Origin of the sequence: Pseudomonas sp. FH1, from assembly GCF_000510895.2 — a bacterium.
GTDB classification, from domain to species: domain Bacteria; phylum Pseudomonadota; class Gammaproteobacteria; order Pseudomonadales; family Pseudomonadaceae; genus Aquipseudomonas; species Aquipseudomonas azotoformans_A.
Genome location: NZ_AOHM01000006.1, coordinates 86518 through 112739 on the forward strand (window position 1 = coordinate 86518; position 26222 = coordinate 112739).

At 62.3% G+C, this 26222-nt stretch carries 29 protein-coding genes and 1 pseudogene; 9 read left to right on the plus strand and 21 right to left on the minus strand.

The annotated features are described in order from the left end of the window. The first annotated feature begins 53 nt into the window (after positions 1-53). Positions 54-422 carry a response regulator gene (locus H096_RS03100; RefSeq protein WP_033896742.1) on the plus strand — a complete coding sequence of 123 codons (369 nt, stop codon included), beginning with the start codon at positions 54-56 and terminating at the stop codon, positions 420-422. A gap of 133 nt (positions 423-555) precedes the next feature. Beyond that, complete coding sequence (locus H096_RS03105) at positions 556-1755, plus strand: NAD(P)/FAD-dependent oxidoreductase (protein WP_033896743.1); 1200 nt, start codon at positions 556-558, stop codon at positions 1753-1755. 72 nt (positions 1756-1827) lie between these two features. On the opposite strand, the gene aqpZ is transcribed toward H096_RS03105, so the two are convergent. The 4 genes from aqpZ to H096_RS03125 form a co-directional block, all read right to left on the minus strand. Continuing rightward, the gene (aqpZ, locus tag H096_RS03110) at positions 1828-2529 is read right to left on the minus strand and encodes an aquaporin Z (protein ID WP_206542892.1); all 702 of its coding nucleotides are present in this window, start codon (positions 2527-2529) and stop codon (positions 1828-1830) included. 102 nt (positions 2530-2631) lie between these two features. Beyond that, the gene (locus tag H096_RS03115) at positions 2632-3816 is read right to left on the minus strand and encodes a sugar transporter (RefSeq protein WP_033896745.1); all 1185 of its coding nucleotides are present in this window, start codon (positions 3814-3816) and stop codon (positions 2632-2634) included. A gap of 123 nt (positions 3817-3939) precedes the next feature. Continuing rightward, positions 3940-4299 (minus strand): type 1 fimbrial protein, encoded by a 360-nt coding sequence (locus H096_RS03120; RefSeq protein WP_033896746.1) that lies wholly within the window; start codon positions 4297-4299, stop codon positions 3940-3942. Positions 4300-4385: 86 nt separating this feature from the next. Continuing rightward, positions 4386-5384: a bile acid:sodium symporter family protein gene (locus H096_RS03125; protein WP_033896747.1), complete on the minus strand. Its 999-nt coding sequence runs from the start codon at positions 5382-5384 to the stop codon at positions 4386-4388. A gap of 86 nt (positions 5385-5470) precedes the next feature. On the opposite strand from H096_RS03125, the gene H096_RS03130 reads away from it, so the two are divergent. Then, positions 5471-6259, plus strand: coding sequence for a helix-turn-helix transcriptional regulator (locus H096_RS03130; protein WP_033896748.1), 789 nt, complete (start codon positions 5471-5473; stop codon positions 6257-6259). Here the strand turns inward: H096_RS03130 and H096_RS03135 are convergent. The 7 genes from H096_RS03135 to H096_RS03165 form a co-directional block, all read right to left on the minus strand. After that, complete coding sequence (locus H096_RS03135; protein ID WP_082461379.1) at positions 6256-7491, minus strand: Zn-dependent hydrolase; 1236 nt, start codon at positions 7489-7491, stop codon at positions 6256-6258. The two genes, H096_RS03130 and H096_RS03135, sit on opposite strands and share 4 nt — an antisense overlap. Next, complete coding sequence (locus H096_RS03140; protein WP_033896750.1) at positions 7484-7966, minus strand: L-2-amino-thiazoline-4-carboxylic acid hydrolase; 483 nt, start codon at positions 7964-7966, stop codon at positions 7484-7486. Before H096_RS03140 ends, H096_RS03135 begins: the two co-directional genes overlap by 8 nt. Before the next feature lie 57 nt (positions 7967-8023). Then, positions 8024-9163 carry a branched-chain amino acid ABC transporter substrate-binding protein gene (locus tag H096_RS03145; RefSeq protein ID WP_033896751.1) on the minus strand — a complete coding sequence of 380 codons (1140 nt, stop codon included), beginning with the start codon at positions 9161-9163 and terminating at the stop codon, positions 8024-8026. A gap of 63 nt (positions 9164-9226) precedes the next feature. After that, a complete protein-coding gene (locus H096_RS03150; RefSeq protein ID WP_033896752.1) occupies positions 9227-9943 on the minus strand; it encodes an ABC transporter ATP-binding protein in 717 nt (238 codons plus the stop codon). Continuing rightward, the gene (locus H096_RS03155; protein ID WP_033896754.1) at positions 9936-10709 is read right to left on the minus strand and encodes an ABC transporter ATP-binding protein; all 774 of its coding nucleotides are present in this window, start codon (positions 10707-10709) and stop codon (positions 9936-9938) included. The genes H096_RS03150 and H096_RS03155 overlap by 8 nt, the downstream gene beginning before the upstream one ends. Next, positions 10706-11791, minus strand: a complete 1086-nt coding sequence (locus H096_RS03160) for an ABC transporter ATP-binding protein (RefSeq protein WP_033896755.1) — start codon at positions 11789-11791, stop codon at positions 10706-10708. The genes H096_RS03155 and H096_RS03160 overlap by 4 nt, the downstream gene beginning before the upstream one ends. Beyond that, positions 11788-12735, minus strand: a complete 948-nt coding sequence (locus tag H096_RS03165; RefSeq protein ID WP_033896759.1) for a branched-chain amino acid ABC transporter permease — start codon at positions 12733-12735, stop codon at positions 11788-11790. Before H096_RS03165 ends, H096_RS03160 begins: the two co-directional genes overlap by 4 nt. 172 nt (positions 12736-12907) lie before the next feature. Between H096_RS03165 and H096_RS03170 the strand changes: the two genes are divergently transcribed. Further along, positions 12908-13804: a LysR substrate-binding domain-containing protein gene (locus tag H096_RS03170; protein WP_033896760.1), complete on the plus strand. Its 897-nt coding sequence runs from the start codon at positions 12908-12910 to the stop codon at positions 13802-13804. Here H096_RS03170 and H096_RS03175 read toward each other — a convergent pair. Further along, on the minus strand, positions 13801-14814 hold the full coding sequence (locus H096_RS03175; RefSeq protein ID WP_033896762.1) for an ABC transporter substrate-binding protein: 1014 nt from the start codon (positions 14812-14814) through the stop codon (positions 13801-13803). The two genes, H096_RS03170 and H096_RS03175, sit on opposite strands and share 4 nt — an antisense overlap. A 148-nt stretch (positions 14815-14962) precedes the next feature. Between H096_RS03175 and H096_RS03180 the strand changes: the two genes are divergently transcribed. Then, on the plus strand, positions 14963-15859 hold the full coding sequence (locus tag H096_RS03180) for a LysR family transcriptional regulator (RefSeq protein WP_033896763.1): 897 nt from the start codon (positions 14963-14965) through the stop codon (positions 15857-15859). Here the strand turns inward: H096_RS03180 and H096_RS03185 are convergent, their stop codons facing one another. Then, the gene (locus tag H096_RS03185; protein WP_033896765.1) at positions 15860-16252 is read right to left on the minus strand and encodes a RidA family protein; all 393 of its coding nucleotides are present in this window, start codon (positions 16250-16252) and stop codon (positions 15860-15862) included. 164 nt (positions 16253-16416) lie between these two features. On the opposite strand from H096_RS03185, the gene H096_RS03190 reads away from it, so the two are divergent. Further along, complete coding sequence (locus tag H096_RS03190; protein WP_033896767.1) at positions 16417-16845, plus strand: hypothetical protein; 429 nt, start codon at positions 16417-16419, stop codon at positions 16843-16845. Here H096_RS03190 and H096_RS03195 read toward each other — a convergent pair. Beyond that, positions 16846-17602: pseudogene (locus H096_RS03195) on the minus strand (SDR family oxidoreductase). Between the two features lie 130 nt (positions 17603-17732). Between H096_RS03195 and H096_RS03200 the strand changes: the two are divergent. After that, on the plus strand, positions 17733-18659 hold the full coding sequence (locus tag H096_RS03200) for a LysR family transcriptional regulator (protein WP_033896768.1): 927 nt from the start codon (positions 17733-17735) through the stop codon (positions 18657-18659). On the opposite strand, the gene H096_RS03205 is transcribed toward H096_RS03200, so the two are convergent. Continuing rightward, the gene (locus tag H096_RS03205; RefSeq protein WP_033896770.1) at positions 18653-19402 is read right to left on the minus strand and encodes a glucose 1-dehydrogenase; all 750 of its coding nucleotides are present in this window, start codon (positions 19400-19402) and stop codon (positions 18653-18655) included. The genes H096_RS03200 and H096_RS03205 overlap by 7 nt on opposite strands. A gap of 147 nt (positions 19403-19549) precedes the next feature. Between H096_RS03205 and H096_RS03210 the strand changes: the two genes are divergently transcribed. Then, positions 19550-20416, plus strand: coding sequence for an AraC family transcriptional regulator (locus H096_RS03210; RefSeq protein ID WP_033896771.1), 867 nt, complete (start codon positions 19550-19552; stop codon positions 20414-20416). Positions 20417-20496: 80 nt separating this feature from the next. Here the strand turns inward: H096_RS03210 and H096_RS03215 are convergent, their stop codons facing one another. Genes H096_RS03215 through H096_RS03230 form a run of 4 tightly spaced genes read right to left on the minus strand, consistent with a single transcriptional unit; the run spans position 20497 to position 23098 of the window. After that, positions 20497-20961, minus strand: a complete 465-nt coding sequence (locus H096_RS03215; protein ID WP_033896772.1) for a nuclear transport factor 2 family protein — start codon at positions 20959-20961, stop codon at positions 20497-20499. Between the two features lie 19 nt (positions 20962-20980). Next, positions 20981-21940, minus strand: coding sequence for a saccharopine dehydrogenase NADP-binding domain-containing protein (locus H096_RS03220; RefSeq protein ID WP_033896773.1), 960 nt, complete (start codon positions 21938-21940; stop codon positions 20981-20983). After that, entirely contained in the window at positions 21937-22338 is a 402-nt protein-coding gene (locus H096_RS03225; RefSeq protein WP_033896774.1) for a VOC family protein, read from the minus strand. The genes H096_RS03220 and H096_RS03225 overlap by 4 nt, the downstream gene beginning before the upstream one ends. Before the next feature lie 16 nt (positions 22339-22354). Beyond that, complete coding sequence (locus tag H096_RS03230) at positions 22355-23098, minus strand: SDR family oxidoreductase (RefSeq protein WP_033896776.1); 744 nt, start codon at positions 23096-23098, stop codon at positions 22355-22357. A 138-nt stretch (positions 23099-23236) separates the two neighbouring features. Between H096_RS03230 and H096_RS03235 the strand changes: the two genes are divergently transcribed. After that, positions 23237-24124, plus strand: coding sequence for an AraC family transcriptional regulator (locus tag H096_RS03235; protein ID WP_191982990.1), 888 nt, complete (start codon positions 23237-23239; stop codon positions 24122-24124). A 41-nt stretch (positions 24125-24165) separates the two neighbouring features. Here H096_RS03235 and H096_RS03240 read toward each other — a convergent pair whose 3' ends face one another. Both H096_RS03240 and H096_RS03245 read right to left on the minus strand, forming a co-directional pair. After that, on the minus strand, positions 24166-25908 hold the full coding sequence (locus tag H096_RS03240) for an ABC transporter substrate-binding protein (RefSeq protein WP_033896777.1): 1743 nt from the start codon (positions 25906-25908) through the stop codon (positions 24166-24168). A 32-nt stretch (positions 25909-25940) separates the two neighbouring features. Beyond that, positions 25941-26213, minus strand: coding sequence for a DUF2160 domain-containing protein (locus H096_RS03245; protein WP_016977309.1), 273 nt, complete (start codon positions 26211-26213; stop codon positions 25941-25943). Between the last annotated feature and the right edge of the window lie 9 nt (positions 26214-26222).

Here is a 26222-nt window from a genome sequence, read left to right on the forward strand (position 1 = left end):
GGGGTGATGGCGGGTTGCTTCCATGTGCAGCCCGATAGCCTCCAGGTAACGAAATGTCCGACACGAAGATAATTGCCATCGTCGATGATGATGAGTCCGTTCGCCTGGCACTGGATGGGTTGCTGCGCTCCAACGGCTACAGCGTCCGGCTCTATGCGAATGCCGAAGCCTTCCTCGACTCGGATGCCCCCCGCACCACCGCCTGCCTGATCAGCGACATCCAGATGCCTGGCCTCACCGGCATCCAGCTCTACGAAACCCTGCATGCCGATGGCGTCTCACTGCCGGTGATTTTCATCACCGGCTACCCCGGCCCGCCGCCCAGCATCGACCCGGCATTGCCACCGCCGATTGCGTTCTTTCCCAAGCCGTTTTCCTGCGCCCAACTGATGGCCTGTCTCGCCGATGTGTTGGGCCGCTAATACCTTGGTATAGCCGCCTCACACCTATGCATGCCTGCACTGACCCTAGGTAGAAGTGTTCAAGGCAAGTCACCTGGATAGTCTGGCTCCACACAGTCCCACTCACGCAACAACGCCTCTCCAGGAGCAAACCATGAAACAGCACATTCTTATTATTGGCGCAGGGTTCGGTGGTGTCTGGAGCGCGTTGAGCGCGGCCCGCCTGCTGGACAAACATGACCGCAACGACGTGCAGATCAGCCTGCTCGCCCCGCAACCGGAACTGCGCATCCGCCCACGTTTCTACGAACCCGACGTGCACACCATGATGGCGCCGCTGGGCCCGTTGTTCGACGCGGTGAACGTGACGTTCATTGAAGGCGCGGCGGACAGCATCGACGAGAATGGCAAGCAAGTGACCTACCGCAACGCGGCCGGCACCTCCACCACCATCCAGTACGACCGCCTGGTGCTGGCCGCTGGCAGCCGTCTGAATCGCCCGCAGATGCCAGGTATCGAGCATGTCTTCGATGTGGACCAGATCGAAGACGCCACGCGCCTCGAAGCGCATATCAAGGCCCTGAAGAACCTGCCTGACAGCGCGGCGCGCAATACCGTGGTGGTCGCCGGGGGTGGTTTTACCGGTATCGAGACCGCCACCGAAATGCCGGCGCGCCTGCGTGAAGCACTGGGTGACAAGGCTGACATTCGCGTCGTGGTGGTCGACCGTGGCCCGCAGATCGCCGCGTCCATGGGCGATGGCATTCGCCCATCGATCATCGAAGCGAGCACGGAACTGGGCCTGGATTGGGTGCTCAATACCTCGGTCGCCTCGGTGGATGCCGGCGGCGTGACCCTGGCGAATGGGCAGCGGATCGAATCCAGCACCGTGATCTGGACCATTGGCTTTCGCGCCAACCCGCTCACCGAACAGGTCAGCGGCACCCGCGATCCCCAGGGCCGCCTGCATGTGGACGGCAACCTCAAGGTCAAGGGCCAGGCCGACGTGTTCGCCGCTGGCGACGTGGCTTACGCCGCCACCGATGATTTGGGCAACTTCGCCGGCATGTCCTGCCAGCACGCCATCGCCCTGGGCCGTTATGCCGGCAACAACGTGGCCGCCGACCTGATCGGCGTCGCGCCGATGACCTACAGCCAGCCCAAGTACGTGACCTGCCTCGACCTTGGTGCCTGGGGCGCGGTGTTCACCGAAGGCTGGGACCGCCAGCTGAAACTGGTCGGCCAGGAAGCCAAGGACCTCAAGCACCAGATCAACACCGTGTGGATCTACCCACCGGCCGCTGATCGTGCGGTGGCGCTGGCGGCGGCTGACCCGTTGATCCCGGTGGCCTGATCCCCGAACGCCCTACACCGGCCAGCTCACTCCTTGCTGCCCCGGTCACTCCCGAGCGCCCGCCGATGATGTTTAGGCGGGCGTTTTTTTATCGTCCTCACCCAACGAACGCGCCGCCAAGGCCCCCATCACCCCGCCCACCATCGGCGCCAGCCAGAACAGCCAAAGCTGCGCCAGGTACTCGCCCCCGGCAAACAACGCCGGCCCGGTGCTGCGTGCGGGGTTCACCGAGGTATTGGTCACCGGGATCAACACCAGGTGAATGAGCGCCAGCGCCAAGCCAATCGCAATCGGCGCAAAACCAGGCACCGCGCCCGGTGCGGTCACACGCATGATGATGAACAAGAAGAAAAACGTGGCGATGAACTCTGCGAGCAGCGCGGCCTTCATGTCGAAGTGGCCAGGGCTCAATGGACCATAACCGTTGGCGGCAAAACCACCCACTGTAAAATCCGGCTGCCCATTGGCAATCAGGTACAAAGCCGCCGCCGCCCCCATCGCACCGGCAACTTGCGCCGCGATATACGGCAGCACATCCCCGCCCGCCACACGCCGCCCGGCCCATAAACCCAGGGTCACCGCCGGGTTGAAATGCCCACCCGAAATCCCACCCACCGCATAGGCCATGGTCAGCACCGTGAGCCCGAACGCCAGCGAAACGCCGACAAACCCAATGCCCAGTTCCGGGAAAGCCGCCGCCAGGATGGCGCTGCCACAGCCGCCAAACGTCAGCCAGAAAGTACCGATAAACTCGGCGGTCAAACGCTTTTGCACAATCGACTCCATTGCTGTTCAAGTGCCGTCACCACAGACCGTGGGCGGTCGTGGGGGACGGTAGCAATGGGTATCAAATTGCTGTGTAAGCCTTGTCCTTTTTTATCGGGTTACGACACCTTGCCCAAACCGGCGGATCGCCAGGCAATAGCCAATCAACGCCAGCGCCGCGAGCAACCCGCCCGCCGCGCCGATCCAGGCAAAGCCAAACTGGCTGCCGACCCAACTGCCCATCAGGGCGCCGCCGCCGATGCCGATGTTGTAGATGCCGGAAAACATCGCCATGGCCACGTCGGTTGCATCCGGCGCCAGCACCAGTACCTTGGATTGCATCGCCAGGCCAAAGCCCATGATCGCCATGCCCCAGAACACGCTCAACACCACCAGATAGGATTCTGCACCACTCAACGGCAGCAGCAGCGCCAGGCACGCGGCGAGGATGAATACCGCGCCGACCACGAACAGGTGCGGGTTGAATCGGTGCACCAGGCTGAACAGCAGCGAGCCGATGATGCCGGCGCCGCCGAACACCAGCAGGATCAGGGTGACCGCGCTGCCGCTCATGCCGGCGACGCCTTCGACGAAGGGTTCGATGTAGCTGTAGGCAGTGAACTGCGCGGTCACGGTCATGGCGGTGAGCACGTACAACGCCACCAGCGCCGGGCGCTTGAACAGCAGCGGCAGGCTGCGCAAGGAGCCGGAGTTCTGGCTCGGCAGCAGCGGCAAGGTGCGCGCCAGCCAGAACACCAGGGCGGCGGCGAATGCGCCGATCACCAGGAACGTGGTGCGCCAGCCCATGGCTTCACCCAGCAGGCGGCCCAGTGGAATCCCCAATACCATCGCCAAAGAAGTACCGGTAGCCAGTAGACCGAGGGCTTGCACCTGCTTGCCTTCCGGCGCCAGGCGCACTGCAAGGGACGCGGTGATCGACCAGAACAAGGCGTGAGACAAGGCAATGCCAATGCGGCTGATCATCAAAAGGCCGAAGCTGTTGGCGACACTGGAGAGAATGTGGCTGACGATAAACATGCAAAACAGCACGATCAGCAGCTTGCGCCGCTCGACGTTGCGGGTCAGCAGCATCACCGGCAGCGAGGTCAGGGACACGATCCAGGCGTAGATGGTGAGCATCAGGCCGACGCTGGACACGGGCATGTCGAAGCTGGCACCGATGGCGCTGAGCAGCCCGACGGGCACGAATTCGGTGGTATTGAACACAAAGGCGGCCAACGCGAGGGCGATGACCGGTTGCCAGTTGGCTTGGGGCGTTGCGGCTGAAATGCTCATTGAAGGGCGCGGTACTCGGACGATGATCAGACGGCCACCCAGGACAAGCGCCGCCGCCGAGCATTCTATAGGTTTCTGGCGCGGCTGTTGACGCCGATCCGGCTCAAAACAACCTCAACCCCATCACGGCGCGCTCAGGGTAACCACGTAGGCCCCCGATTGAATAGGCTTGCCGAGGGCGTCCACCAGCACATACCGTTGGTCGTAATAGCGCCCATCACGGCTGTCGGCGACTAACTTGACGTTAGCCTGCGCAGTGCCCAGCGCCTTCACCGTGCGCACCGGTTGCACCGCCAACTGGCTGCCACGCAGGGCCTGGGGGCAGCCCTTGAATTCCAGCGTCGACCCGCCTGGCGCAGCCGCATGACAACTGGGCTCGACAATACTGCCGTGAAATTGAATGACGCCTGAGGGCGCCGCCAGGCAAGCCCCCGCCCATACCGCAAGAACGCCGGTAACCAGTGACAAACGTTTAACGTTCATGTCGACGCTCCTTCTTGGGTAGTTAAGAAGGTAGTCGTCTGGCCCGGCGTTTACTTGAGCTTATTCGGCAAAGGCTGTGACGTAGATCAAGGATCCACCTGCCCCATCATTTCTGGAATGCTTTCCGGCCGCTTGGCATAACGCTGGGCCAACGCCGCGCAGACCATCAGCTGAACCTGGTGGAACAGCATCAGCGGCAAAATCAGCACGCCCATGGTTGCCCCGGCGAACAACACCTGAGCCATCGGCACACCGGTTGCCAGGCTCTTCTTCGAACCACAGAACAGGATGGTGATGCGGTCTTCCTGATTGAAGCCAAAGGCCTTGCCCAACACGGTCGAGGCCACCAGCACCAAGGCGAGCAACACGCAGCACGCCACCACCAACCCACCCAGCTCCCACAACGGGATCTGGTGCCAGATGCCTTCGTTGACCGCTTCGCTGAACGCGCCATAGACCACCAGCAGAATCGAGCCCTGATCAACGAACTTCAGCCAGGATTTATTGCGGCCGACCCACTCACCGATCCAACGACGGGCGATTTGCCCGGCGATGAATGGCAGCAGCAATTGCACGCTGATTTTCAAGATCGCGTCGACGGTCGAACCACCCTCGCCGTGCACGTTGAGCAACAGGGTCACCAGCAACGGCGTGAGGAAGATCCCGAACAGGCTGGACGCCGCCGCACTGCAAATCGCCGCCGGGATATTGCCCCGCGCCAGCGACGTAAACGCAATTGCCGATTGCACCGTGGCCGGCAGGGCGCAGAGGTAGAGCATGCCCATGTACAGGTCTTTACCGATCAGCGGCGACAGCACCGGTTTGAGCGCAAGGCCCAGCAACGGAAACAGCACAAAGGTCAGGCTGAACACCAATAGATGCAGGCGCCAATGCCCGGCACCGGCAACAATTGCCTGGCGCGACAGCTTGGCGCCGTGCAGGAAGAACAGCAGCGCTATCGCAAGGTTGGTGACCCAGCCGAAGGCCACGGCGGTCTGGCCGCTGGCGGGCAGCAGGGAAGCGAGGATCACCGTGGCGATCAGCGTCAGAGTGAAGTTGTCGGGCAGAAAACGGGGGCGAGTCATAAGCAGGATCTTCCGGGGGTTGCCAAGAGCGTCGTCGCGACTCTAACGTAACGGCTTGTTACCGACTAACGCCAATGAGCCAGTAAATGCCGCCTAAAGGACATGACAAGACCGTCCGCCGCAGTGTGCCTGGGCTTTCCAGCCTGCCACGGCCGGTGTACGGACGCACCGAATCCTTGCCCAATCGTGCGCTGACCCGTCGCCACAGCCACCCGTGGGTGCAATTGTCCTACGCGATTTCCGGGGTGCTGGAAATCCAGACCAGTGTCGGCCGCTTCGTCGCGCCGCCTCAGCGCGCGGTGTGGATTCCGGCCGGTATGCCGCACCGCGTGTTCAGCTCGCCCCACACGGAGATGCGCAGCCTGTACCTGGATTGCAGCGTCACCGCCTGGGCGGATGAGCGCTGCCATGTGCTGGAGGTAAGCAGTTTGCTGCGGGAGTTGATCCGCAGTTTCAGCGAATTGCCGGTGGAATATACCGAGGATGGGCCAGATGGGCGTTTGGCCCAAGTGGTGCTGGACCAACTGGCGGCGGCGCCGCAAGTCGACTTGATGCTGCCGCTGCCGCTGGACCCGCGTTTACGCCAGATCTACCGCAGCTTGAACTCACACCCGGAGCAGCAGACCACCTTGGGCCAGTGGAGTCAGAAGCTGGGAGTGAGCGAGAAGACCCTCAGCCGCTTGTTCCTGAGCGACACCGGGCTGACCTTTCGGGCGTGGCGCCAGCGTTTGCGATTGCTCACCGCCCTGCCCGCCCTGGAGCAGGGCGAGCGAGTGACGGATGTGGCCTTGGGGTGTGGGTATGAATCCACCTCGGCGTTTATCAATGCATTTCGCCAGCAGTTCGAGGCGACGCCGGGTGAGTTCTTTCGCTAGGCAGAAGCCTTCGCCAGCATCGCCTGGAGCAATACATCCGCCCCCGCCGTCGACCATTCCTGGGAAATTTCTTCCGCCTCGTTATGGCTCAACCCATCCACACACGGCACAAAGATCATCGCCGTCGGCGCCACCTGGTTCAGGTAGCAGGCATCGTGCCCGGCGCCGGAAATCATCGGCCGATGGCTATAGCCCAACGCCTGCGCCGACGCCCGCACGACCTCGACACAGCCTGCGTCAAAGGCAATCGGCGCGTACTGGAAGATCTGCTTCACGCTGTGCTGCAAGCCAATGCCGTCGGCAATCTGCGCCACGGCATCGCGCAACTGCTGGTCCTGGCGTGCCAAGACCGCTTCGTCCGGGTGACGGAATTCCACACTGAAAAACACCCGCCCCGGCACCACGTTGCGTGAGTTGGGGAAGATATTCGCCATGCCCACCGTGGCCCGCCCTTCGGCGCCCTGCTCCAGGCCCAACCCGTTGACGGCCTCGACCACCCGGGCAAAACCGAGCAAGGCATCCAGGCGATGATCCATGGGCGTGGTGCCGGCGTGGGCGCTGCGGCCGCTCAGTTCCACTTCATACCAGCGCTGGCCCTGGGCGCCGGTGACCACGCCGATGGTAATGCCCTGCGCTTCGAGGATCGGGCCTTGTTCGATATGCAGTTCAAACGCGGCGTGGATCGCTTGGCCGCCCACCGGCTCGGGGCCAGCGTAGCCGATTTGCTGCAGCGCCTGGCCAATGGTCACGCCGGCTTTGTCTTCACGGGACAGCCCGTATTCCAGGTCAAACACGCCCGCGTAGACGCCCGACGAAATCATCGCCGGCGCAAAGCGTGAGCCTTCTTCGTTGGTCCAGTTGACCACTTCGATGGGCCGGTCGGTCTCGATACCCAGGTCATTCAGGGTGCGCAGCACTTCCAGGCCCGCAAGCACACCGTAGATGCCGTCGTACTTGCCGCCAAAGGGCTGGGAATCGCCGTGGGAACCGGTCATCACCGGGGCCAAATCGTCGAAGCGCCCCGCGCGACGGGCGAAGATATTGCCCATGGCATCCACGCGAATGCTGCAACCGGCCGCCTCGCACCACTGCACGAACAGGTCGCGGCCACGGCGGTCTTCGTCGGTCAGCGCCAGGCGTGATACGCCGCCTTTTTCGGTGGCGCCGATCTGCGCCATTTCCATCAGCGAAGCCCACAGGCGTTCGCCGTTCACACGCGCCAGCTTACTCATGGGGTTTGGCCCGATAGCGGAAGTCACAACGGTGATCGCCGCCCATGATGGTCTGGGTGCGGGTCAACTGGATGTCCGGGTTGTAGCCGACGATAAACAGCTCGTCACGGTTGCACGACAGCAGATGGCCGATCTCGCCCAGGCCCATATCGTGGTACATCTCGGCGTAGCGGCAGCGCTTGACGTCGTAGTCATAGTGCTCGGCGTCACTGGCGATGATCTCGACCTTCAGCGCGTCGTCCTTCTCCCACAGCACTTGCAGCTCCACGAAACTCTTGAGGTCGGCGCCCTGCTCTTCCAGCGACGCAAAATGCTTGCCGGCCTGGATCGCGGCATTGCCCACGGCTTCACCGATCACGGCAGCGGCAAAGTCCTTGCCCTGTTCGCGCTTGAGGATCTCGTAGATCGGCTTGATGATTTCGGCCTCGATGCGCCGCCGGGCGAGGATGCCCAGTTCACCTTCCAGTTTGCTCATTGTGTGCCTCCATCAGCTCCACAGAATCGGGTGCCCGGCAGGCACCCGACAATACGATTATTGACCGCCTGCCACGCTCACCGGCTGCCATTGATTGGCCTTGACCTGGTAAACGGTGAACGTCGGTTTCTTCAAGTTGCCTTCGCCGTCAAAGGCGATGGTGCCGGTCACGCCCTCATAGCTGATGGCGCGCAGCACCGGCAGGTATTTCTGCGGGTCCACCGAATCTGCTTTCTCGATAGCCGCCACCAACACCCCCACACCGTCGTAGGCGAACGGCGCGTGCAGTTCGATGTTGGTTTTGTAGCGTTCCTTGTAAGCTTGCTCGAACGCCTTGCCGCCTGGCATCTGCGCAATCGCCAGGCCCGGCTCCAGGGCGATCACGCCTTCGCCTTCGTTCTGCGCCAATTGCAGGAAGGTCTGGCTGACGAAACCACCGGCGCCCGCCAGCGGCGCCTTGATCCCCAGTTGCTTGATGCGACGGGCCAACGGCGCGGCCTGGGCGTCGACGCCGCCGAAGAAGATCAGGTCCGGGTTCTGGCTACGGATATTGGTCAGCACGGCGCTGAAGTCGATGGTCTTGTCGTCCACGTATTCGCGGGACACCACCTTGGCGCCACCGGCTTCAATGGATTTGACGAACTGGTCCGCCAGGCCCTGGCCAAACGCGGTGCGGTCGTCGATCACGGCGATACGCTGGGCCTTGAGGGTTTTCAGGGCGTAGTCGCCGGCGACCTGACCACCATCGTCGTCATGGCCCATGATGCGGAAACTGGTGTCGAACCCTTGCTGGGTGTAAGCGTGACCGGTAGCCACCGGCGCCACCTGGGCGATGCCCGCGTCATGGTAAACCCGTGCCGCCGGGATGCTGGTGCCGGTGTTCCAGTGGCCGACCACGCCCACCACGCCTTCGTCCACCAGGCGCTGGGCCACGGTGACGGCGGTGCGTGGGTCGGACTGGTCGTCTTCGGACACCAGCTTGAAGGTCACGGCTTCACCGTTGATTTTCGGGTGCTTGGCGTTGGCCTGGTCGATGGCCAGTTGCGCACCGTTTTCCAGGTCCTTGCCGATCCGGGCCGACGGGCCAGTGAGCGGGCCGGCGAGGCCGATCAACACAGTCTGGTCGGCCTGGGCCACGGCGCTGGCCAGGCTGCTCAGGGCCAGGCCGATCAATGCGGTTTTCTTCAAGGTGTTCATGGGTTATTCCTGCTAAGTGTCGGGCGGGTCGGAACACGCCGGGCGTCCGGTAGCGTCATGGTTTTATTCACCAAGGTAAGCACTGCGCACCTCGGGGTGTTCAAGTAAATCCTGGGAAGGGCCGGTCAAGGTGATGCGCCCGGTGTCCATCACGTAGGCACGGTCGGTGACTTGCAGCGCCAGCCGTGCGTTCTGTTCCACCAGCAACAGGGTCATGCCCTGGCGACAGACGTCGTCGATCACCTGGAAAATCTTCTCGACCATGATCGGTGCCAAGCCCATGGACGGTTCGTCCAGGATCAACAAGCGCGGGCGTGACAACAGCGCACGGGCCAGGGCGAGCATCTGTTGCTCACCACCGGACAGCAGGCCGGCGGACTGGTGCAGGCGTTCTTCCAGGCGCGGGAAGTGTTCGAACAACTGGCGCATTTCGCGCCGTACTTGCTCGTTATCGCGGCGCAAAAAGGCGCCAGCCTGCAGGTTTTCCAACACGCTCATGCGCGCGAAAATCCCACGGCCCTCAGGGACCATGGCGATGCCCTGGCGCAGCAGGTGTTCCGGGGCCTGGCCGAGAATCGATCGCCCGGCAAAATGGATCGACCCCTTGGCCGCCGGCAGCAAGCCGGTCAAGGCCTTGAGGCTGGAGGACTTGCCCGCGCCATTGGCGCCGATCAGCGTGACACGCTCGCCTTCAGCGATATGCAGGTCCAGGGATTTGACGGCTTCGATGGCGCCGTAGCGCACCTGCAAGCCCTCGACGTTCAACAAGGCTTCAGACATGCGCACTGGCTCCCAGATAGGCCTGGATCACCGCCGGATGCTGACGCACTTCGGCGGGTGGGCCGACGGCGATGACCTGGCCGTAGTCGAGCACGCTGATGCGGTCGCATACGCCCATCACCAGCTTGACGTCATGTTCGATCAGCAACAGCGTGTGGCCGTCGTCGCGGATCTTTTCCAGCAGGCCGCGCAGTTGCACTTTCTCGCTGGCGTTCATGCCTGCCGCCGGTTCATCCAGGGCCAGCAAGCGTGGCTCGGTGGCCAGGGCGCGGGCGATTTCCAGGCGGCGTTGATGGCCGTAGCTGAGGCTGTCGGCACGGTAGTGGGCAAAACCGGCCAGGCCTACATACGCCAACAAACGATGGGCATGGGCGCGGGTTTGCGTCTCTTCTTCCTGCGCGCGGCGGTGACGACTCAACGCCGCCCACAAGCCGTTGCGGGTGCGCACATGGCGCCCGACCATCACGTTTTCCAGGGCGCTCATGGCATTGAATAGGCGGATATTCTGGAACGTACGGGCGATGCCGGCCTCGGCCACCTGATGCACGCTGGTGGGCTGGTAGTCACGGCCATCCAGCTGGAAGCGCCCGGAATCCGGGGTGTACAAGCCGGTCATCACATTGAAGAACGTGGTCTTGCCCGCGCCGTTCGGGCCGATCAACCCGTAGATCTCACCGGGCTGGATGCTCAGGCTCACATCGGTCAGCGCCGCAACGCCGCCGAAGTGCTTGTTGACCTGGTCTATCTGCAACAGGGGTGCGTTCATCGTGCCACTCCTTTGGGCCACAGCCCGGCCGGTCGGTAGAGCATCGCCAGGATCAGCGCCAGGCCGTAGAACAACTGGCGGATGATTTCCGGGTCCACCAGCACCTGGCCGAACAGCGCCTGTTGCAGTGGCCCCATGCTCGCGCGCAAGGCTTCGGGCAAGGCCGCCAGCAACACGCAGCCGAGGATCACGCCGGGGATATGGCCCATGCCACCCAGCACCACCATGGCCAACACGGCGATGGACTCGTTGAGGGTGAAGGACTCCGGCGAAACAAAACCCTGGAACGACGCGAACAGCGCCCCGCTCACCCCGCCGAACGCCGCACCGATGGCAAACGCCAACAGCTTGAGGCGCACGGTATTCACGCCCATGGCCTGGGCCGCCTCTTCGTCTTCACGGATCGCCACCCAGGCGCGGCCGATGCGCGAGCGCTCCAGGCGGATGCAGGCAAACAGAATCAGCACCACCAGCGCAGCAAACAGGTAGTAATAGAGGTAGACCGACGGCAGGCGCAGGCCGAATAGCTCCTGGGTGCGACCGAGGTTCACGCCCAGCAGGTTGACCGGATCGACCTGGGCAATGCCTTTAGGCCCGTTGGTGAGATTCACCGGGCGATCAAGGTTGCGCAGCAGGATGCGAATGATTTCGCCAAAGCCCAGGGTCACGATGGCCAGGTAATCGCCGCGCAGGCGCAGGGTCGGCGCGCCGAGCACCACGCCGCAACCGGCAGCGAGCAGTGCGCCCAACGGCAAGATCAGCCAGATCGAGGTGTGCATCCCTGCCGGCAACAGCGCGGCCAATGCCGGGAACTGTTGCAGCAAATGGGGTGACGAGAGCAACGCTGCCAGATAGGCACCCACCGCGTAAAACGCGATGAAGCCCATGTCCAGCAGCCCGGCGTAGCCAACCACGATGTTCAGGCCGAGGGCGAGCATGATGTACAGCAGGGCAAAGTCCAGGGTACGCACCCAGGTGTTGCCGCCGGCATGCCCGACGATCCAAGGCGCCAATACCAGGGCCAAGGCGAACAGCAGCAAGCCGAGACTCGCACGCTTGTTGGGAGACAGAGACTGGATCATGCGCGGGTCGCCAAACGTTCGCCCAACAGCCCGGAAGGACGGAACACCAGCACCGCGATCAACACGATAAAGGCGAACACATCCTGGTAATTACTGCCGAACACGCCGTTGGTGGCCGCGCCCAGGTAACCGGTGCCCAGGGCTTCGATCAGCCCCAGCAGCAGGCCGCCGAGCATGGCGCCCTTGAGGTTGCCGATACCGCCCAGCACCGCGGCAGTGAAGGCTTTGATGCCAGGCAAAAAGCCCATGTAGAAATGCGCGCTGCCATAGTTGCTGGCCATCATGATCCCGGCGAGTGCTGCCAGGGCGCCGCCGATGGCGAAGGTGATCACGATAATCCGATTGGGGCTGATGCCCATCAGGCTGGCGACCTGGGGGTTTTCCGCCACGGCACGCATGGCCCGGCCGAAGCGCGTGCGCTCCACCAGCACCAGCAGCGCAACCATCACCGACAAGGCGATGGCGATGGTGGTCAACGCCGTGACGTTGGTAATCGCCGGGTGCGCCGAGGCTCCGGCCAACACTTCAATCGGCGCCAGCGGCAGCAGTTGCGGGAACATCTGCGGGTTACGGGTCCAGACCAGCATGGCGATGGTTTGCAGCAACAGCGACACGCCAATCCCGCTGATCAGGGGCGCCAGGCGCGGAGCATGGCGCAGGCGGCGATAGGCGACGCGTTCAATGACCACCGCGAGTACCGCGCAAAACGCCATGGCCACCACGGTTGCACAGAGCAGCACCAGTACTGGCGGCAGCGCAGGCCAGGCGGCCTGCACCAGGCGGATCACCGACAACCCCACCAACGCGCCGATCATCAACACGTCGCCGTGGGCAAAGTTGATGATGCGCAAAATGCCATAGACCATGGTGTAACCCAGGGCCACCAGCGCGTAGAGACTGCCCGTCATCAAACCATTGAGCAGTTGTTGGATAAACCCATCCATCAGGACCAGAAACCTCAGTGCGTGCAAGGGCGGCACACTAAGCATCTATTCTGTTTTTATCAAATATCAGAAAGTCATATGCATATATCAAACGAATAACAGGCCTTTTATGCCAAAAACACGGCACTTATGGCTCTTTATTCAGATTAAAAGTTAGTATTTAATTCAACACATGAATAAATCAGAACAATTAGCCAACGACCCTCCCCTGCGTGCCGTGCGCACCTTCGAAGCGTTCGCGCGCCATGGCGGCGTGAATGCCGCCGCGCGCGAGCTGGACGTGTCCGCCTCGGCCATCAGCCATCAATTGCACTTGCTGGAAGATTTCCTGCAACAGCCACTGACCTTGCGTCAGGGCCGCAACCTGGTACTCACCGATGAAGGCCGCGAGTACTACCGCGCGATTCGTTCGGCCTTCGCCGTACTGCGCAGCGCCACCGAGCACGTGCGCGAAAAAAGCGCCACGCGCCAGGTGACCATCAGCCTGATCCCGCTGTTTGGCATCAACCTGTTCATCCCGCGCCTGGCGGACTTTCTGAAGGACCACCTGGCGCTGGACATCAACGTGACCTACGCCAACCACCGCAGTTACCCCAGCGATGCGGCCGACCTGTCGATCCGCTTCGGCACCGGGCATTGGCCGGGTTATCACAGTGAGCCGCTGATCTCCGGCGCGGTGACGCCCTATTGCAGCCGCGATTTCCTGGCGCAACATGGCCCCATCGACTCGCCCGAGGCGTTGAGCCAACTGCCACTGCTGCACGACGAAGAACGCGGCACCTGGGGCCAGTGGTTCGAAGCGGCCGACGTGGACACCACGGCGCTGAATGGGCTGTTGTTGGAAGACGGCCAACTGGCGCTCACCGCCACGCTCACCGGCCTCGGCTGCGCCTTGCTGCGCGAGCCGTTGGTGGCACCCCTGGTAGCCAGTGGCGAATTGGTAAAGTTGTTTGAACGGGAGGTCAATGATGGCCGCCAGTACTACCTGTGCCGGCGGGCCAACAGTGAATTGTCGAGCGAGGGAAATGACTTGTATGACTGGATCAAGCGCAGCTTGATTGCCGATTAGCTGCCATTGCCGCCATGGGCTTCTTCGAAGAAGTAGTCCTTCCAACTGGCGGCCTTGTTTTTCAGCACACCGAGCTCCTGCAATTTTTCGGCGTAGATGTAAGTGCGCTGCGGCACGATGGTGAAGTCGATTTCCGGGTCCTGAACGATTTTTTCAACCAGGTCCAACGGCAACTTCGACTGTTCTACGCGAATATAGGCCTTGGCCGCAGCCGGTTTGTCGGCCTTGATAATGGTCTCGGCCTCGGCCAGCGCGTCATAGAACGCTTTGTAGGTCTTGGGGTTTTCGTCGTGGAATTTCTGCGTGGTGTAGAGCACGTTGAACGTCGCCTGCCCGCCCAGGATGTCGTAGGAACTGAGCACCTTGTGCACGTTGGGATTCAACAGTTCCTGGTACTGGAACGGCGGGCTGGAGAAGTGCGAATTGATCTCCGAGCCGCCGGCAATCAGCGCGGCGGTCGCGTCGGGGTGAGCCAGGCTGATGGAGATGTCGTCAAACTTCTTGTAGTTGGCGTCGCCGAACTGCTTGGCGGTCTCGATCTGCAAGGTGCGCGACTGGAAACCCACGCCGGCGGCGGGCACGGCGATGCGGTCTTTTTCGGTGAAGTCCTTGAGAGTCTTCACGTTGGGGTTGTTAGTCAGCAGGTAGTTGGGCATCGAGCCAAGGGAAGCGATGGCCTTGACGTTCTGCTTGCCCTGGGTGCGGTCCCACAGGGTGAGCATCGGCGGCACCCCGGCCGAGACCACGTCCAACGCACCCGCCAGCAGCGACTCATTCATCGCCGTGGCGCCGGAAATGCTGTTCCACTCCACCTGGATGTCCAGGCCCTGTTCCTTGCCGTGCTTTTCGATCAGGTGCTGGTCGCGCACCACGTCGAGGATCAGGTAGCCGATCCCGAATTGCTGGGCGATGCTGATCTTGCCTTCAGCCTGGGCACCGGAGGTGAGCAAAGCGCTTGCGGCAGCCAGCGAGGCCGCCAGGAGAGTCAGGGAGGAGCGCTTGAGGGTCATGGAAAGTCTGCCGCACTGTTGAGAAGGTGAGCGAGGGTAGTCACGATTTTTAAGACAGGAAAAGAATATATAAATCTATTCTTATGCCGTTTTTCTACATAACCGAGCTGCTATATTGCGCATCTGCCCCGCCGCCACGAGTGACCCGATGCTGCGTACCAACCTCAATGAAATGCTGATTTTCATGGCCGTAGTCGACGCTGCCAGTTTTGTCGCGGGCGGCCAGACCATGGGGCTGACCCGCTCGGCGGCCGGCAAAGCCGTCACACGCCTAGAGGACAACCTGGGCGTACGCTTACTCAACCGCACCACGCGCACCCTGAGCCTGACCGATGAAGGTCGTGCGCTGTACGACCAGGGCTTGCAGATACTGGCTGCCGTCGACACAGCGCAAAACAGCATCGGCCAGCCTAGCGGGACGCCCCGCGGCTTGCTGCGCCTGACCCTACCCGATGCCTTCGGGCGCCGTGTCGTGCTGCCGCTGCTGGACACGTACTTGAAAACCTGGCCTGACGTGCAGGTAGAAGTGAGTTTCAGCGACCGCATGGCCGACATCATCGAGGACGGCTTCGACCTGGCCATCCGCATCGGCGGCGAACACGCCGACCGACAGCTGGTTTCGCGTGTGATCGCGCGCTATCAGGCGGTACTGTGCGCATCCCCTGCCTACGTCGCCGAACGCGGATTGCCCCGTGACACCGATGCCCTCGTACAGCACGACTGCCTGTATTTCAGCAGCCGCACGCGCAAGCTGAGCTGGCGTTTTCGCGACAAGCAAGGTGAGTGGTTCAAGGCGCCGGGACGCAGCCGGGTACGCCTGGACAGCGGCGAAGCCCTGCGCGACGCCGCCGTAGCGGGCATGGGCATTGCCCAGTTGCCAGACTTCGTGATCGCCGACGACCTGGCCAGCGGGCGCCTGGTAGCGATACTGCCCGAGTTGGACGCCGGCGACGTGGAGATCATGGCGATGTACCCGAGCAAGCGCTACCTGGAACCCCGTGTACGCCGCTTTATCGACCTGCTGGCCGAACATCTGCCCGGCTGATCAATCTGCGTGAGCCACGGCCTTGATTTCGACGATCTGCGCATCCGAGGCCAGGTAATTCACGCCCACCAATGTCGCTGCCGGGCGGTGCGTGCCGATGTAGTCTTTCCAGACCGCGACCACCGCGTCGAAATCCCGCTTGGCGTGCACCAGGAAAATATCCACCGCGGCAAGGTTGTTCCGACCGATGCCAAAACCTGCCAACACATGGTCGAGATTCTCCAGGGTCTTGCGGGTTTGTGCGGCCGCATCACCATCGACGAATTCACCTTCCAGCGTGTGGGAAAACTGCCCGGAGATAAAGATCGTGCCGTTGACGCTATAACCTTGGGCGACCCCATGGTCCTCTTCCCAGGCAACACCGTGTTTATAGATGGAAGTTTGCGTGCTCATATAAGTTCGCTCCAGAAGTTGATGAGGAAACTCTAACAAGGCCATTGGCGAATGGACGTCCCCACTCCGGCGAGCACCGTTCGCGCAAAAAATCCCCATGGGGCGTGCGCGGCTGGTATTGTGCCGCGCTTTGAAAAACTGCCGAACCTGCGAGGAAATGGACGTTGAACACTGACGAAAAAATGACCGGGGACCTGTTCGAGGTGGATAAGCGCCTGTCACTCAAACCCGTGGTGGACTTCAACGCCTACCTGCGCAGCGCCTTCGGCGACGGCCCATGCAGTTGCATCCGCTGCACGGCCAGCCAAGGGAATGAAACTGGCTATGAGTTCCAGCACACCTTTACCTTCGACGGCAAATCCACCCATCGCCGTTTTGCCACCACGGCGGGCAGCGATGTGTTGCAAGCGTTGAAGAAAGCCTGGTTGTCGTACACCAAGGCCGAGCTGCCATTGAGCGGTGTGCTGGCACTGGACACGGTGAAGGAGTTTGTCGAACCGCAACTGCACAAACGCCTGGCACCGCTGTTTTTGGCCAGTGGGTTGGTCAAGGAGGTAGAGGGGGTGTTGCAGGTTCAACCGCAGGCGGCATGATCAGCTGTTCTGCCCGCCGTCGACATTCAGCGTGGCACCGGTGATATAGGCGGCGTCCGCACCGGACAAAAACGCCACCACACCGGCGATTTCTTCCGGCTGGCCATAACGACCCAATGCGGTCATCTGCTTGACCAGCGGCGCCATGTCGCTGGTTTCGGGGTTCATTTCGGTATTGATGGGCCCCGGCTGCACGGTGTTGACCGTGATCCCGCGCGGCCCCAGGTCCCGTGCCCAGGCGCGGCCGTACGCCGCCACGGCTGCCTTGCTGGCGGCATAGTCCCCGACACCGGCAAAAGGTACTCGACTGGCAAACATGGTGCCGATCGATACGATGCGACCGCCATCGGCCATCGGCCATCAGCGGCACGGCAGCGCGTACTGCGGCCACCACGCCATTCAGGTTAATCGCTTGCTGGCGGTCCAAAGCGACTGTATCGGCCGTGGGATCGCCCACCACACCCATGCTAAAGACGCCGGCGCTGTTGACCAGGATATCCAGGCGCCCGAAGTGTTCATGCACGGTCCTGACCAATGCGGCGACCGCCCCACCATCAGCTTGATCCGCCGCGACGGCAAGCCCCTTCACCCCATAGGCCTTGATCCCACGCAACACGGCCTGCGCACGCTCGGCGGAGCGGGAGTAACTGAACGCAACGTCTGCACCTTCAGCGGCCAGGCGCAGGGCGATGGCGGCGCCGATACCGCGAGACGCACCGGTGACCAATGCGACTTTACCTTTGAGAGACTGGGTCATGGTGATTCCTTGAAAAACGGTCGATTCACGGGTTGCGAACCGTAAATCAAGGTAATCTCTTCAACTTAAGTGATAAACGCTGCATTTCTGTATTCCGTATCACTCAACCAGTGACAATCTGCGAGACTCCATGGACTACTTCCAGGCCGTACAGGCGTTTCTACGCATCGTGGAGACCGGCAGTTTTGTCAAAGCCGCCGCACAGTTGCAGGTGCACCCCAATGCCGTGACCAAGATGATGCAGGCGCTGGAGTCTCACTTGCAGGTGAGGTTGCTCAACCGCACCACCCGCACGGTGACGCTGACCCCGGAAGGCAGCGCCTATCATGCCCGCATGAGCCGAGTGCTGGACCATTGGCTGGAAGCCGAGTCAGACATGGCCGTATCCCGCAACCAGCCCAGTGGCAGGCTTCGAATCGACATGGGCACTTCCATCGCCACGTTGCTGGTGATCCCGGCCCTGCGCGATTTTCATGCGCGTTATCCGCAGATCCAGATCGATATCGGCGCCAGCGACCGTACCGCCGACCTGGCCAGTGAAAGCATCGACTGCGTGATCCGGGGTGGGCACTTGGCAGATTCGGCATTGATCACACGACGTTTGGGCAGCCTGGACTTTGTCACCTGTGCCACACCGACTTACCTGGCAGCCCACGGGATACCCAGCCACCCTGCAGAACTGGAAGAGGGCCACACGCTGGTGCGCTATTTTTTCCCCGGCAGCGGCAAGCAAAACAGACTGGAATTGTCACACGGAGAGGAAAAAGTTGCGGTGGAGGGTCGGCATTTCGTGGCGGTCAACGACAGCAACGCCTACCTGGCGGCAGGCCTGGCCGGACTGGGAATACTCCACACGTTGCGCTTCATGGTGCAACCGTACATCGATTCGGGCGCACTGGTGCCGGTGCTACACGAATGGTCAGCGGCGCCCAATCCATTGTCGGTGGTGTACATGCCCAACCAGCATCTGAGTGCACGGGTGCGGGTGTTTGTGGAGTGGCTGGTAGAGTTGTTTGCCGCACACCCTCATGTGCGGCAAGGATCAGACCGTCAGTAACCCACACCCCGCACACCACCGGAAGCCCGGATCGATTCGCCGGTCACCCAATGAGCCTCATCGGAGGCGAGGAACACAGCCAGCGGCGCGATATCTTCCGGCTCACCAAAGCGCCCAAGGGGCGTACCGGCGATCAGCGACTGGCCAAATTCGCCGGCAAAATTGCCATCGGTGGCCGGCGTGTTGGTATGGCCCGGCAGGATCGAGTTGACCCGGATCCCCTTCGGCCCCAATTCCCGCGCCAGGGCGAAGGTCAGCGTGTCCACCGCGCCCTTGGTGGCCGAGTACACGCTGGAAGCCAGGTAGGGGTCGGTGCTGAGGATCGAGCTGATGTTGATGATGCTGCCGCCCTGCCCCAGCAACTTCACCGCTTCGCGCGCCGCCAGCAGATAGCCCAGCACGTTGAGGTTGAACTGTTTGTGAAAGGCCTCTTCGGTCAGGTCTTCAATCATCTGGAACACCGCGACGCCTGCGTTGTTGACCAGGATATCCAGCCTGCCGAATTGCTCACCGACCGTTGCGAACAGCCGCGTAACGTCGGCGCCCACACTCATGTCCGCCTGCACACTGATCGCTTTGCCGCCGTGCTGCTGGATATGCGCAACCACTGCGTCGGCGTCGGTTTGACTGGTGGCGTAATTGACTACCACGGTCGCGCCGGCTGCCGCCAAGCCTTTTGCGATCCCTGCGCCGATGCCTTTCGAGGCACCGGTGACCACTGCAATTTTTCCGTCGAGCTTCATGATTCTGGTCTTCCCAAGGTTGAGTGATGTCGCTTGCCACCAGTATTCGGCCCGCCATAGGAATGCCGGTTGCCGGTTTTTCTCCCATGCTTGCCTATTCTTCTCAGCCGGCTTGCTTTGCCCGTCGACCTGGCTCAAGGTCGCTGCATGAACGACGACCTGGATGAACTGCGCCGCCTTGTGATGCGCGCCGACAACAAATGGACCGACACCGGCCTGCCTCGCGTGGCGATGGTGCGCGCCGAAGCGTGCGCGGATCAGGTGTATCAGCCGATGCTGCACCTGGTGCTGCAAGGTTCGAAGACACTCTCCATCGGCGATCAGGTCGCGACCTACGGGCCGGCCAGTTACTTCGTGGTGCCGGTGGAGGTGCCGGCTACCGGCCAGGTCCATCCTTCGGCCCCCACACTGCCCTACCTGGCGCTCAGCCTGACCCTGGAACCCTCGATGATTGCTGCCGTGCTGGCAGACGAGCGTCAACCCGCCGAACGCCCGCGCACCCAACGGTTCGCGGCGGTGCAGGCGTCGGAGGAAATGCTGGATGCATGGCTGCGTATGCTGCGGTTGATGGATCGACCCAACGAGGCGGCCGTACTGGCGCCCCTGATCGAGCGGGAAATCCTGTTTCGGGTCCTGCAGGGTCCGCTGCGCGAAACCCTGGTGGACATGGCACGCCCCGATGGTCGCCTGGCGCAGATCCGCCGCGCCACCGAGTGGATCCGCCAGCACTACACCGAACCTTTTCGCGTAGAGCCGCTGGCGGCCATGACCGACATGAGCGTGGCGGCGTTCTACCGGCATTTCAAAGCCATCACCGCGATGACGCCGATTCAATACCAGAAACGCTTGCGTCTACTGCGGGCGCGTTGGTTGGTGCTGTTCGACACCCTGGATGCCGCGTCCATCGCCTTCACCGTGGGTTACGAAAGCGCCTCGCAGTTCAGCCGCGAATATGCGCGACTGTTTGGTTTGCCACCGGTGAAGGACGCGGCCCGGTTCAAAAGCCCGGCCTGAGGCTGTTGTGGTGAGCGAGCTGTTTTTGTGCTGAGTGAGCTTGTGTGGTGAGCGGGCTTGCCCCGCTCACCACAGGAACGTTACACGCCCGCCAGTACCGCCGGATCACCGGAACGCCAGACGTTATCCACCGTCACCCGTTGGATCAGCCAGACGCTGGCCTCCCTGACCAACTCAACGTCATAACGGTTCTTCATCAAGTAGTGCCGCGACGGGTCGCTTTGCGGCACATGTTGCGCCTCCACCAGCGCGTCCAGGCGGGCGCTGTCGCCGTCCAGCGTCACCCGCGCGTTGCTCACGGAGTGTGTGGTGTCGAGCTGGCTGAGCGCGCCCGACAGCGCCGCGACGATGGTGTCGCGGCCTTCCAGCACAGGGTATTCAAAGCCGGCCTTGGCGGCAGCCGGACGAAAGTCCGACACGGCGTTTTGAGTGAAGGCCGAAGCCAGCAGGGTCGGGTCGGTCTGGTCGATGCCCGCCGCAAAGCGATGCAGGGTGTCGATCACCGCGAACGTGTCGACGGTGGTTTGAAACTCAGTAGACGTCATGGGGCAATTCCTGTGGCGATTAATAATCGATGATCCGGGTGCCGGCAATCGTCTGGGCAAAGCCCACGCCGAACAGTTTGGCCGGGGTTTCGAAACCGGCCCGGCGTTCGCCGCCGAGTACACGGCGTGCCGCTTCCACGGCGGCCAGTGGGGTGTAGCTGTAGCCGTTGACAGTCTCGATGACCGAGCGCGCCACCGAGCCGTCGAGGCCGGTGACTTCGGCCACGGCGCGCGCGCGGTGGGCGTCACGCTGGGCTTGGGTAGGGCCGTCGGGCAGCAGCGACAAGTCGCCCTCAGGGAAGGCTTCGCCGGTGATGTGCACGTACATGGCGATCGTCGGGATGGCGCTGGAGTGCCAGGCGGTCACCAGGTCGCCAAACGACAACGGCGCGCACAGTGCCGGTCCGTCGCCAAAGTCCAGGTGCTGAGGCTGGGCATCCGGTGTGGCGACCAGTTCACCCTCGATGCGCGCCATCACGCCGGCACCGAGGATCTCGCTGACACTCATGGCCGAACCACGGGACATCGCGCCGGGCACCTGCAAGGCGATTTTTATCGACTGCGGCTGCTGCACACGACTGGCGACGTGCATGGCCAGGCAGTCGGTGGGCACCACGTCCCAGCCCACGCCGGGCAGCAACATCACATCCGCTTCGGCGCCGAGTTGTTCGGCAAGGCGGTACACGTTGATTTCGGCGGTGATGTCCAGGTAGTCAGTGCCATTGGCGATACAAGCGCGCATCAGCGCTGCGGCGGTCAGGGCAAACGGCCCGGCGAAATTGAGCAGCACGTCGATGCCTTCCAACTGGGCGGCATCCGCCGTGAACACGCGGTAAGGCGCGTCCAACTCAGCGGCCAGGGACGCCAGGCGCTCGGCGTTGCGACCGGCCAGCACCAGATTGAGGCCGAGTGTTTTCGCGTGTTGCGCCGCCATGCGTCCGGTGTAGCCGGTGGCGCCGTAGATCATCAGGGTTTTCATGGGGTGTGCTGCCAGTTCTTGTAGACGAATTCGAGGCTGTAGCCGTCCGGGTCCAGCACGTTGGCCGCGTAGTAATTAGGGTCGTAGTGCAGGCGTGCGCCCGGTGCGCCGTTGTCGGTGGCGCCGTTGGCCAGGGCGGCGGCGTAGGCGTTTTCCACCTCGGCGCGGTTATTGGCGACGAAGCCCACATGCACCGCTCGCCCCTCCACCACGCCTTCGCGCAGCCAGAAGAACATCCGGCCGTGGGCGCCAAAGCCCTTCAGGTCCGGATGGCCGGGCGGGCCGTCCTTGCCGTCGTAGTCATGCCGCGCGGTGATGCCGAGCGGCGTCAGGGTGGCTTCGTAGAAGCGGATCGAGCGTTGGATATCGCTCACCGAGATAAACAGATGATCGAGCATGGTGGAGCCTCCTGATTCAGATGATGTAGCCGCCCGCGACCTCGACGGTCTGGGCATTGATCCAGCGGCCTTCTTCCGACAGCAACAGGGCAATAACCCGCGCCACGTCTTCCGGTTCGCCTACACGGCCGAGGGCGGTTTGCCCGGCCAGCAGGGCTTCGAATTCATCGTTCAAGCCGCCGCCCAGTTCGGTGCGTATGGCACCGGGGGACACGGCGTTGGCACGTATACGTCGCTCACCGAACTCCTTGGCCATGTAGCGCGTGAGCACATCCAGGCCGCCCTTGAATGCGGCGTAAGGCGCAACGCCCGCCGTCGCGACACGAGTGGTGGCGCTGGTAAGGTTGACGATGCTGGCGTGTTCTTCCAGCAGCGGCAGCAGGGTTTGGGTCAGGAAAAACGGCCCCTTGAGGTGCACGTTGAACAGGCCGTCGAACTGCGCTTCGGTCACCGACTCAAGGGGGTTGAACAAACCATAGCCGGCGTTGTTCACCAGCCCACTCAAGGTGCTTGCGCCCCAGGTGGCCTGCAGGGCGTGCGTCACCGCCTCACGGAAGACAGGGAATGTGCTGACAGCCGCAACATCCAATTCCAGCGCCACGGCTTTCCCGCCGCTGGCCTCGATACGCTGGACCACCGCCTGTGCCGCATCCGGGTTGCGGTTGTACGTCAGGATCACGCCATGTCCCTGACGTGCACACAGCTCGGCGGTACTGGCACCGATCCCACGGCTGCCTCCGGTAATCACGATAACGCCCATGGCCTGCTCCACTGCTGAAAAGTTGAGTGACCACAGTAGTCATCGCCCAACTCTTAGACGCAGCCGTTCCTACTCCAATCTTGCCTGTTTCTGCTTTTTGCTTGCGCAGGGCTCAACGGAAGGCACAGCATGGTCGCCATGAATACTCAATTGATTGAACTGCGCGCCTTGACTGCCAAGGCCGAAAACCGCCGCACCGAGACCGGTATCCCCCGCGTGGCGATGGTCCAGGGGGCGATTCCCGAGCATATGCTCGCGGCGGTGTATGACCCGATGATCAACCTGATCCTGCAGGGCAGTAAGTGCATGACCGTGGGCGACCGCACGCTGCATTACGACCCGGCGACGTATTTTGTGATGTCCATCGAGTTGCCCGCAGTCGGCGTGGTGAACCCGGCGATCACGGGCGAACCCTACCTGGCGGTGAGCCTGACGCTTGATCCGACCGTGCTGACCACCCTGCTCAATGACCTGCCGGCCCCCAACGGCCGTTGCGAACAGGAAGCCGGTTTCTCCGTGGCGGCCGTCACGCCCGCCTTGATGGATGCCTGGGTGCGCATGCTGCGCCTGATGGGCGACCCAGTGGCGATTGCCGCCTTGGCGCCCGCGTATGAACGGGAAATCCTCTACCACGTGCTGCAAGGCCCCCACGGCTGGATGTTGCGCGAGATTGCCGCGCCGGATACGGCCATGGCGCGGGTCAGTCGGGCGATCCAGTGGATCCGGCGTGACTATGCCGAGCCGATTCGTGTGGAGGCGTTGGCGCAGAAGGCTGCAATGAGCGTTTCGGCATTTCACCGGCACTTCAAGGCGGTGACCAACCTGAGCCCGTTGCAGTACCAGAAACGCGTGCGGCTGTTGCAGGCGCGCACGTTGATGGTGGCCAGTGCCAGCAGCGTGACCAGTGCGGCGTTTGAGGTGGGGTATGAAAGCGCGACCCAGTTCAGCCGGGACTATGCGCGGGTGTTCGGGTTGCCGCCGGCACGGGATACGGCGCGAATCTTGGCCAACAGCCGAGGATTGTAGTGAGCGGGCTTGCCCGCTCACCACAATTTACCCTGGTAGAGTTATTTGCGCGCAGCCTCCCACTGTTTGAGCAAGTCGCCGTAAGCCACGGTCTCGCCCTTCGGCTTCTCGTTGGCCAGTTTCGGTTTCGGCGCGCCCGGCTGGTCGAACCAGTATTGCGCGTCACGCTCGGGGTTCATTTTCGGGCCGCACACCGGTTGCACTTTGGAGCGCTCCAGGCGCGTCATGATCGCGTCCTGTTCCTTGGCCAGGTTGTCCAGTGCTTGCTGCGGGGTTTTCTCGCCGCTGGCGGCGGCGGCGATGTTGCTCCACCACAGTTGTGCCAGGCGTGGGTAGTCCGGCACGTTGGTGCCGGTCGGCGACCATTCGGTACGGGCCGGGCTGCGATAGAACTCCACCAGGCCGCCCAGTTTCGGCGCCATGTCGGTCATGGCCTGGGAGTTGATGTCGGACTCACGAATCGGCGTCAGGCCGACAATGGTTTTCTTCAGCGAGACGGTTTTCGAGGTCACGAACTGCGCGTAGAGCCAGGCCGCGAGTTTCTGCTTCTCAGGCGTCGACTTGAGTAAGGTCCAGGATCCTACATCCTGATAGCCCTTCTTCATGCCCTTTTCCCAGTAAGGTCCGACGGGCGACGGCGCCATGCGCCATTTTGGCGTGCCGTCGGCATTCACCACCGGCAAGCCCGGTTTGACCATGTCGGCGGTAAACGCGGTGTACCAGAAGATCTGCTGGGCGATGTTGCCTTGCGAAGGCACCGGGCCGGATTCGGAGAAGGTCATGCCCGCCGCTTCCGGTGGCGCGTAGGCTTTCATCCAGTCCACGTATTTCTGGGTGGCATACACGGCGGCCGGGCCGTTGGTGTCGCCGCCACGGGTGACGCTGGAGCCGACCGGGTGGCAGTCCTCCACGCGAATGCCCCACTCGTCCACCGGCAAGCCGTTGGGCAAGCCCTTGTCGCCGCCACCGGCCATGGAGAACCAGGCATCGGTGAAGCGCCAGCCCAGGGACGGGTCTTTCTTGCCGTAGTCCATGTGCCCATACACGCGTTTGCCGTCGATTTCCTTGACGTCTTCGCTGAAGAACTTGGCGATGTCTTCATAGGCCGACCAGTTCACCGGCACACCGAGGTCATAGCCGTACTTTTCCTTGAACTTGGCTTTCAGGTCCGCGCGTTCGAACCAGTCGGCGCGGAACCAGTACAGGTTGGCGAACTGCTGGTCGGGCAGTTGGTAGATCTTGCCGTCCGGCGCAGTGGTGAATGAGAGGCCAATGAAGTCCTTCAGATCCAGGGTCGGCGAGGTGAAGTCCTTGCCTTCGTTGGCCATCAGGTCGGTGATGGATTCGGTCTTGCCGTAGCGAAAGTGCGTACCGATCAGGTCCGAGTCATTGACCCAGCCGTCATAGATGTTCTTGTCGGACTGCATCTGGGTTTGCAGCTTCTCCACCACGTCGCCTTCCTGCAGCAGGTCGTGGGTCAGCTTGATCCCGGTGATTTCGCTGAAGGCCTTGGCCAGTACCTTGGACTCGTACTCGTGGGTGGTGAGGGTTTCCGACACCACGTTGATCTTCATCCCACGGAACGGTTCCGACGCTTTGATAAACCACTTGAGTTCCTCAAGCTGCTGTTCAGCCGTGAGGGTGGACGGTTTGAATTCGCTGCCGATCCATTTTTTCGCGGCATCTTCGTACGCATCGGCCCAGGCCGAAGCGCTCAAACCACTGAGGGCCAGTACGGCGGCCAATGAAATGCTATGTCGCAGCTTATTGTTCTTATTCAACATAGAGACCTCCAGGTTGTTTATTCACAAGGGCATCAGCCCCAACGCATCACACTCAACAGCCATACCAGGGAGAGCGCGGACGCCACCCAGATGCTCCAGTCGGTAGCGCCGATCACCAGCAAATGCAGGTAGGCGCTGCCGAGAAGACCGATAAACAAACGATCACCACGGGTGGTACTGATCGGTAACAAACCACGCCGAGGGATGCTCGGCGAACGCAATTCCCAGGTGGTCATGCCCGCCAGGATCAGGGCTATGGCACCAAAGAACAGCGCGGTGGGGGTGGTCCAGGCCATCCATTCCATCATCGACTC

What these genes read in the sequence shown, in the direction of transcription:
- H096_RS03150 (WP_033896752.1), bottom strand. Translation starts at nt 9,943, where the DNA reads ATGTCTGAAGCCTTGTTGAACGTCGAGGGCTTGCAGGTGCGCTACGGC.
- H096_RS03185 (WP_033896765.1), bottom strand. Translation starts at nt 16,252, where the DNA reads ATGAGCACGCAAACTTCCATCTATAAACACGGTGTTGCCTGGGAAGAG.
- H096_RS03120 (WP_033896746.1), bottom strand. Translation starts at nt 4,299, where the DNA reads ATGAACGTTAAACGTTTGTCACTGGTTACCGGCGTTCTTGCGGTATGG.
- H096_RS03225 (WP_033896774.1), bottom strand. Translation starts at nt 22,338, where the DNA reads ATGCTCGATCATCTGTTTATCTCGGTGAGCGATATCCAACGCTCGATC.
- H096_RS03180 (WP_033896763.1), top strand. Translation starts at nt 14,963, where the DNA reads ATGCTGCGTACCAACCTCAATGAAATGCTGATTTTCATGGCCGTAGTC.
- H096_RS03175 (WP_033896762.1), bottom strand. Translation starts at nt 14,814, where the DNA reads ATGACCCTCAAGCGCTCCTCCCTGACTCTCCTGGCGGCCTCGCTGGCT.
- H096_RS03230 (WP_033896776.1), bottom strand. Translation starts at nt 23,098, where the DNA reads ATGGGCGTTATCGTGATTACCGGAGGCAGCCGTGGGATCGGTGCCAGT.
- H096_RS03240 (WP_033896777.1), bottom strand. Translation starts at nt 25,908, where the DNA reads ATGTTGAATAAGAACAATAAGCTGCGACATAGCATTTCATTGGCCGCC.
- H096_RS03115 (WP_033896745.1), bottom strand. Translation starts at nt 3,816, where the DNA reads ATGAGCATTTCAGCCGCAACGCCCCAAGCCAACTGGCAACCGGTCATC.
- H096_RS03215 (WP_033896772.1), bottom strand. Translation starts at nt 20,961, where the DNA reads ATGACGTCTACTGAGTTTCAAACCACCGTCGACACGTTCGCGGTGATC.
- H096_RS03100 (WP_033896742.1), top strand. Translation starts at nt 54, where the DNA reads ATGTCCGACACGAAGATAATTGCCATCGTCGATGATGATGAGTCCGTT.
- H096_RS03125 (WP_033896747.1), bottom strand. Translation starts at nt 5,384, where the DNA reads ATGACTCGCCCCCGTTTTCTGCCCGACAACTTCACTCTGACGCTGATC.
- H096_RS03130 (WP_033896748.1), top strand. Translation starts at nt 5,471, where the DNA reads ATGCCGCCTAAAGGACATGACAAGACCGTCCGCCGCAGTGTGCCTGGG.
- H096_RS03170 (WP_033896760.1), top strand. Translation starts at nt 12,908, where the DNA reads ATGAATAAATCAGAACAATTAGCCAACGACCCTCCCCTGCGTGCCGTG.
- H096_RS03210 (WP_033896771.1), top strand. Translation starts at nt 19,550, where the DNA reads ATGAACGACGACCTGGATGAACTGCGCCGCCTTGTGATGCGCGCCGAC.
- H096_RS03145 (WP_033896751.1), bottom strand. Translation starts at nt 9,163, where the DNA reads ATGAACACCTTGAAGAAAACCGCATTGATCGGCCTGGCCCTGAGCAGC.
- H096_RS03200 (WP_033896768.1), top strand. Translation starts at nt 17,733, where the DNA reads ATGGACTACTTCCAGGCCGTACAGGCGTTTCTACGCATCGTGGAGACC.
- H096_RS03160 (WP_033896755.1), bottom strand. Translation starts at nt 11,791, where the DNA reads ATGATCCAGTCTCTGTCTCCCAACAAGCGTGCGAGTCTCGGCTTGCTG.
- H096_RS03165 (WP_033896759.1), bottom strand. Translation starts at nt 12,735, where the DNA reads ATGGATGGGTTTATCCAACAACTGCTCAATGGTTTGATGACGGGCAGT.
- H096_RS03245 (WP_016977309.1), bottom strand. Translation starts at nt 26,213, where the DNA reads ATGGAATGGATGGCCTGGACCACCCCCACCGCGCTGTTCTTTGGTGCC.
- H096_RS03220 (WP_033896773.1), bottom strand. Translation starts at nt 21,940, where the DNA reads ATGAAAACCCTGATGATCTACGGCGCCACCGGCTACACCGGACGCATG.
- H096_RS03235 (WP_191982990.1), top strand. Translation starts at nt 23,237, where the DNA reads ATGAATACTCAATTGATTGAACTGCGCGCCTTGACTGCCAAGGCCGAA.
- H096_RS03155 (WP_033896754.1), bottom strand. Translation starts at nt 10,709, where the DNA reads ATGAACGCACCCCTGTTGCAGATAGACCAGGTCAACAAGCACTTCGGC.
- H096_RS03140 (WP_033896750.1), bottom strand. Translation starts at nt 7,966, where the DNA reads ATGAGCAAACTGGAAGGTGAACTGGGCATCCTCGCCCGGCGGCGCATC.
- H096_RS03105 (WP_033896743.1), top strand. Translation starts at nt 556, where the DNA reads ATGAAACAGCACATTCTTATTATTGGCGCAGGGTTCGGTGGTGTCTGG.
- H096_RS03135 (WP_082461379.1), bottom strand. Translation starts at nt 7,491, where the DNA reads ATGAGTAAGCTGGCGCGTGTGAACGGCGAACGCCTGTGGGCTTCGCTG.
- H096_RS03205 (WP_033896770.1), bottom strand. Translation starts at nt 19,402, where the DNA reads ATGAAGCTCGACGGAAAAATTGCAGTGGTCACCGGTGCCTCGAAAGGC.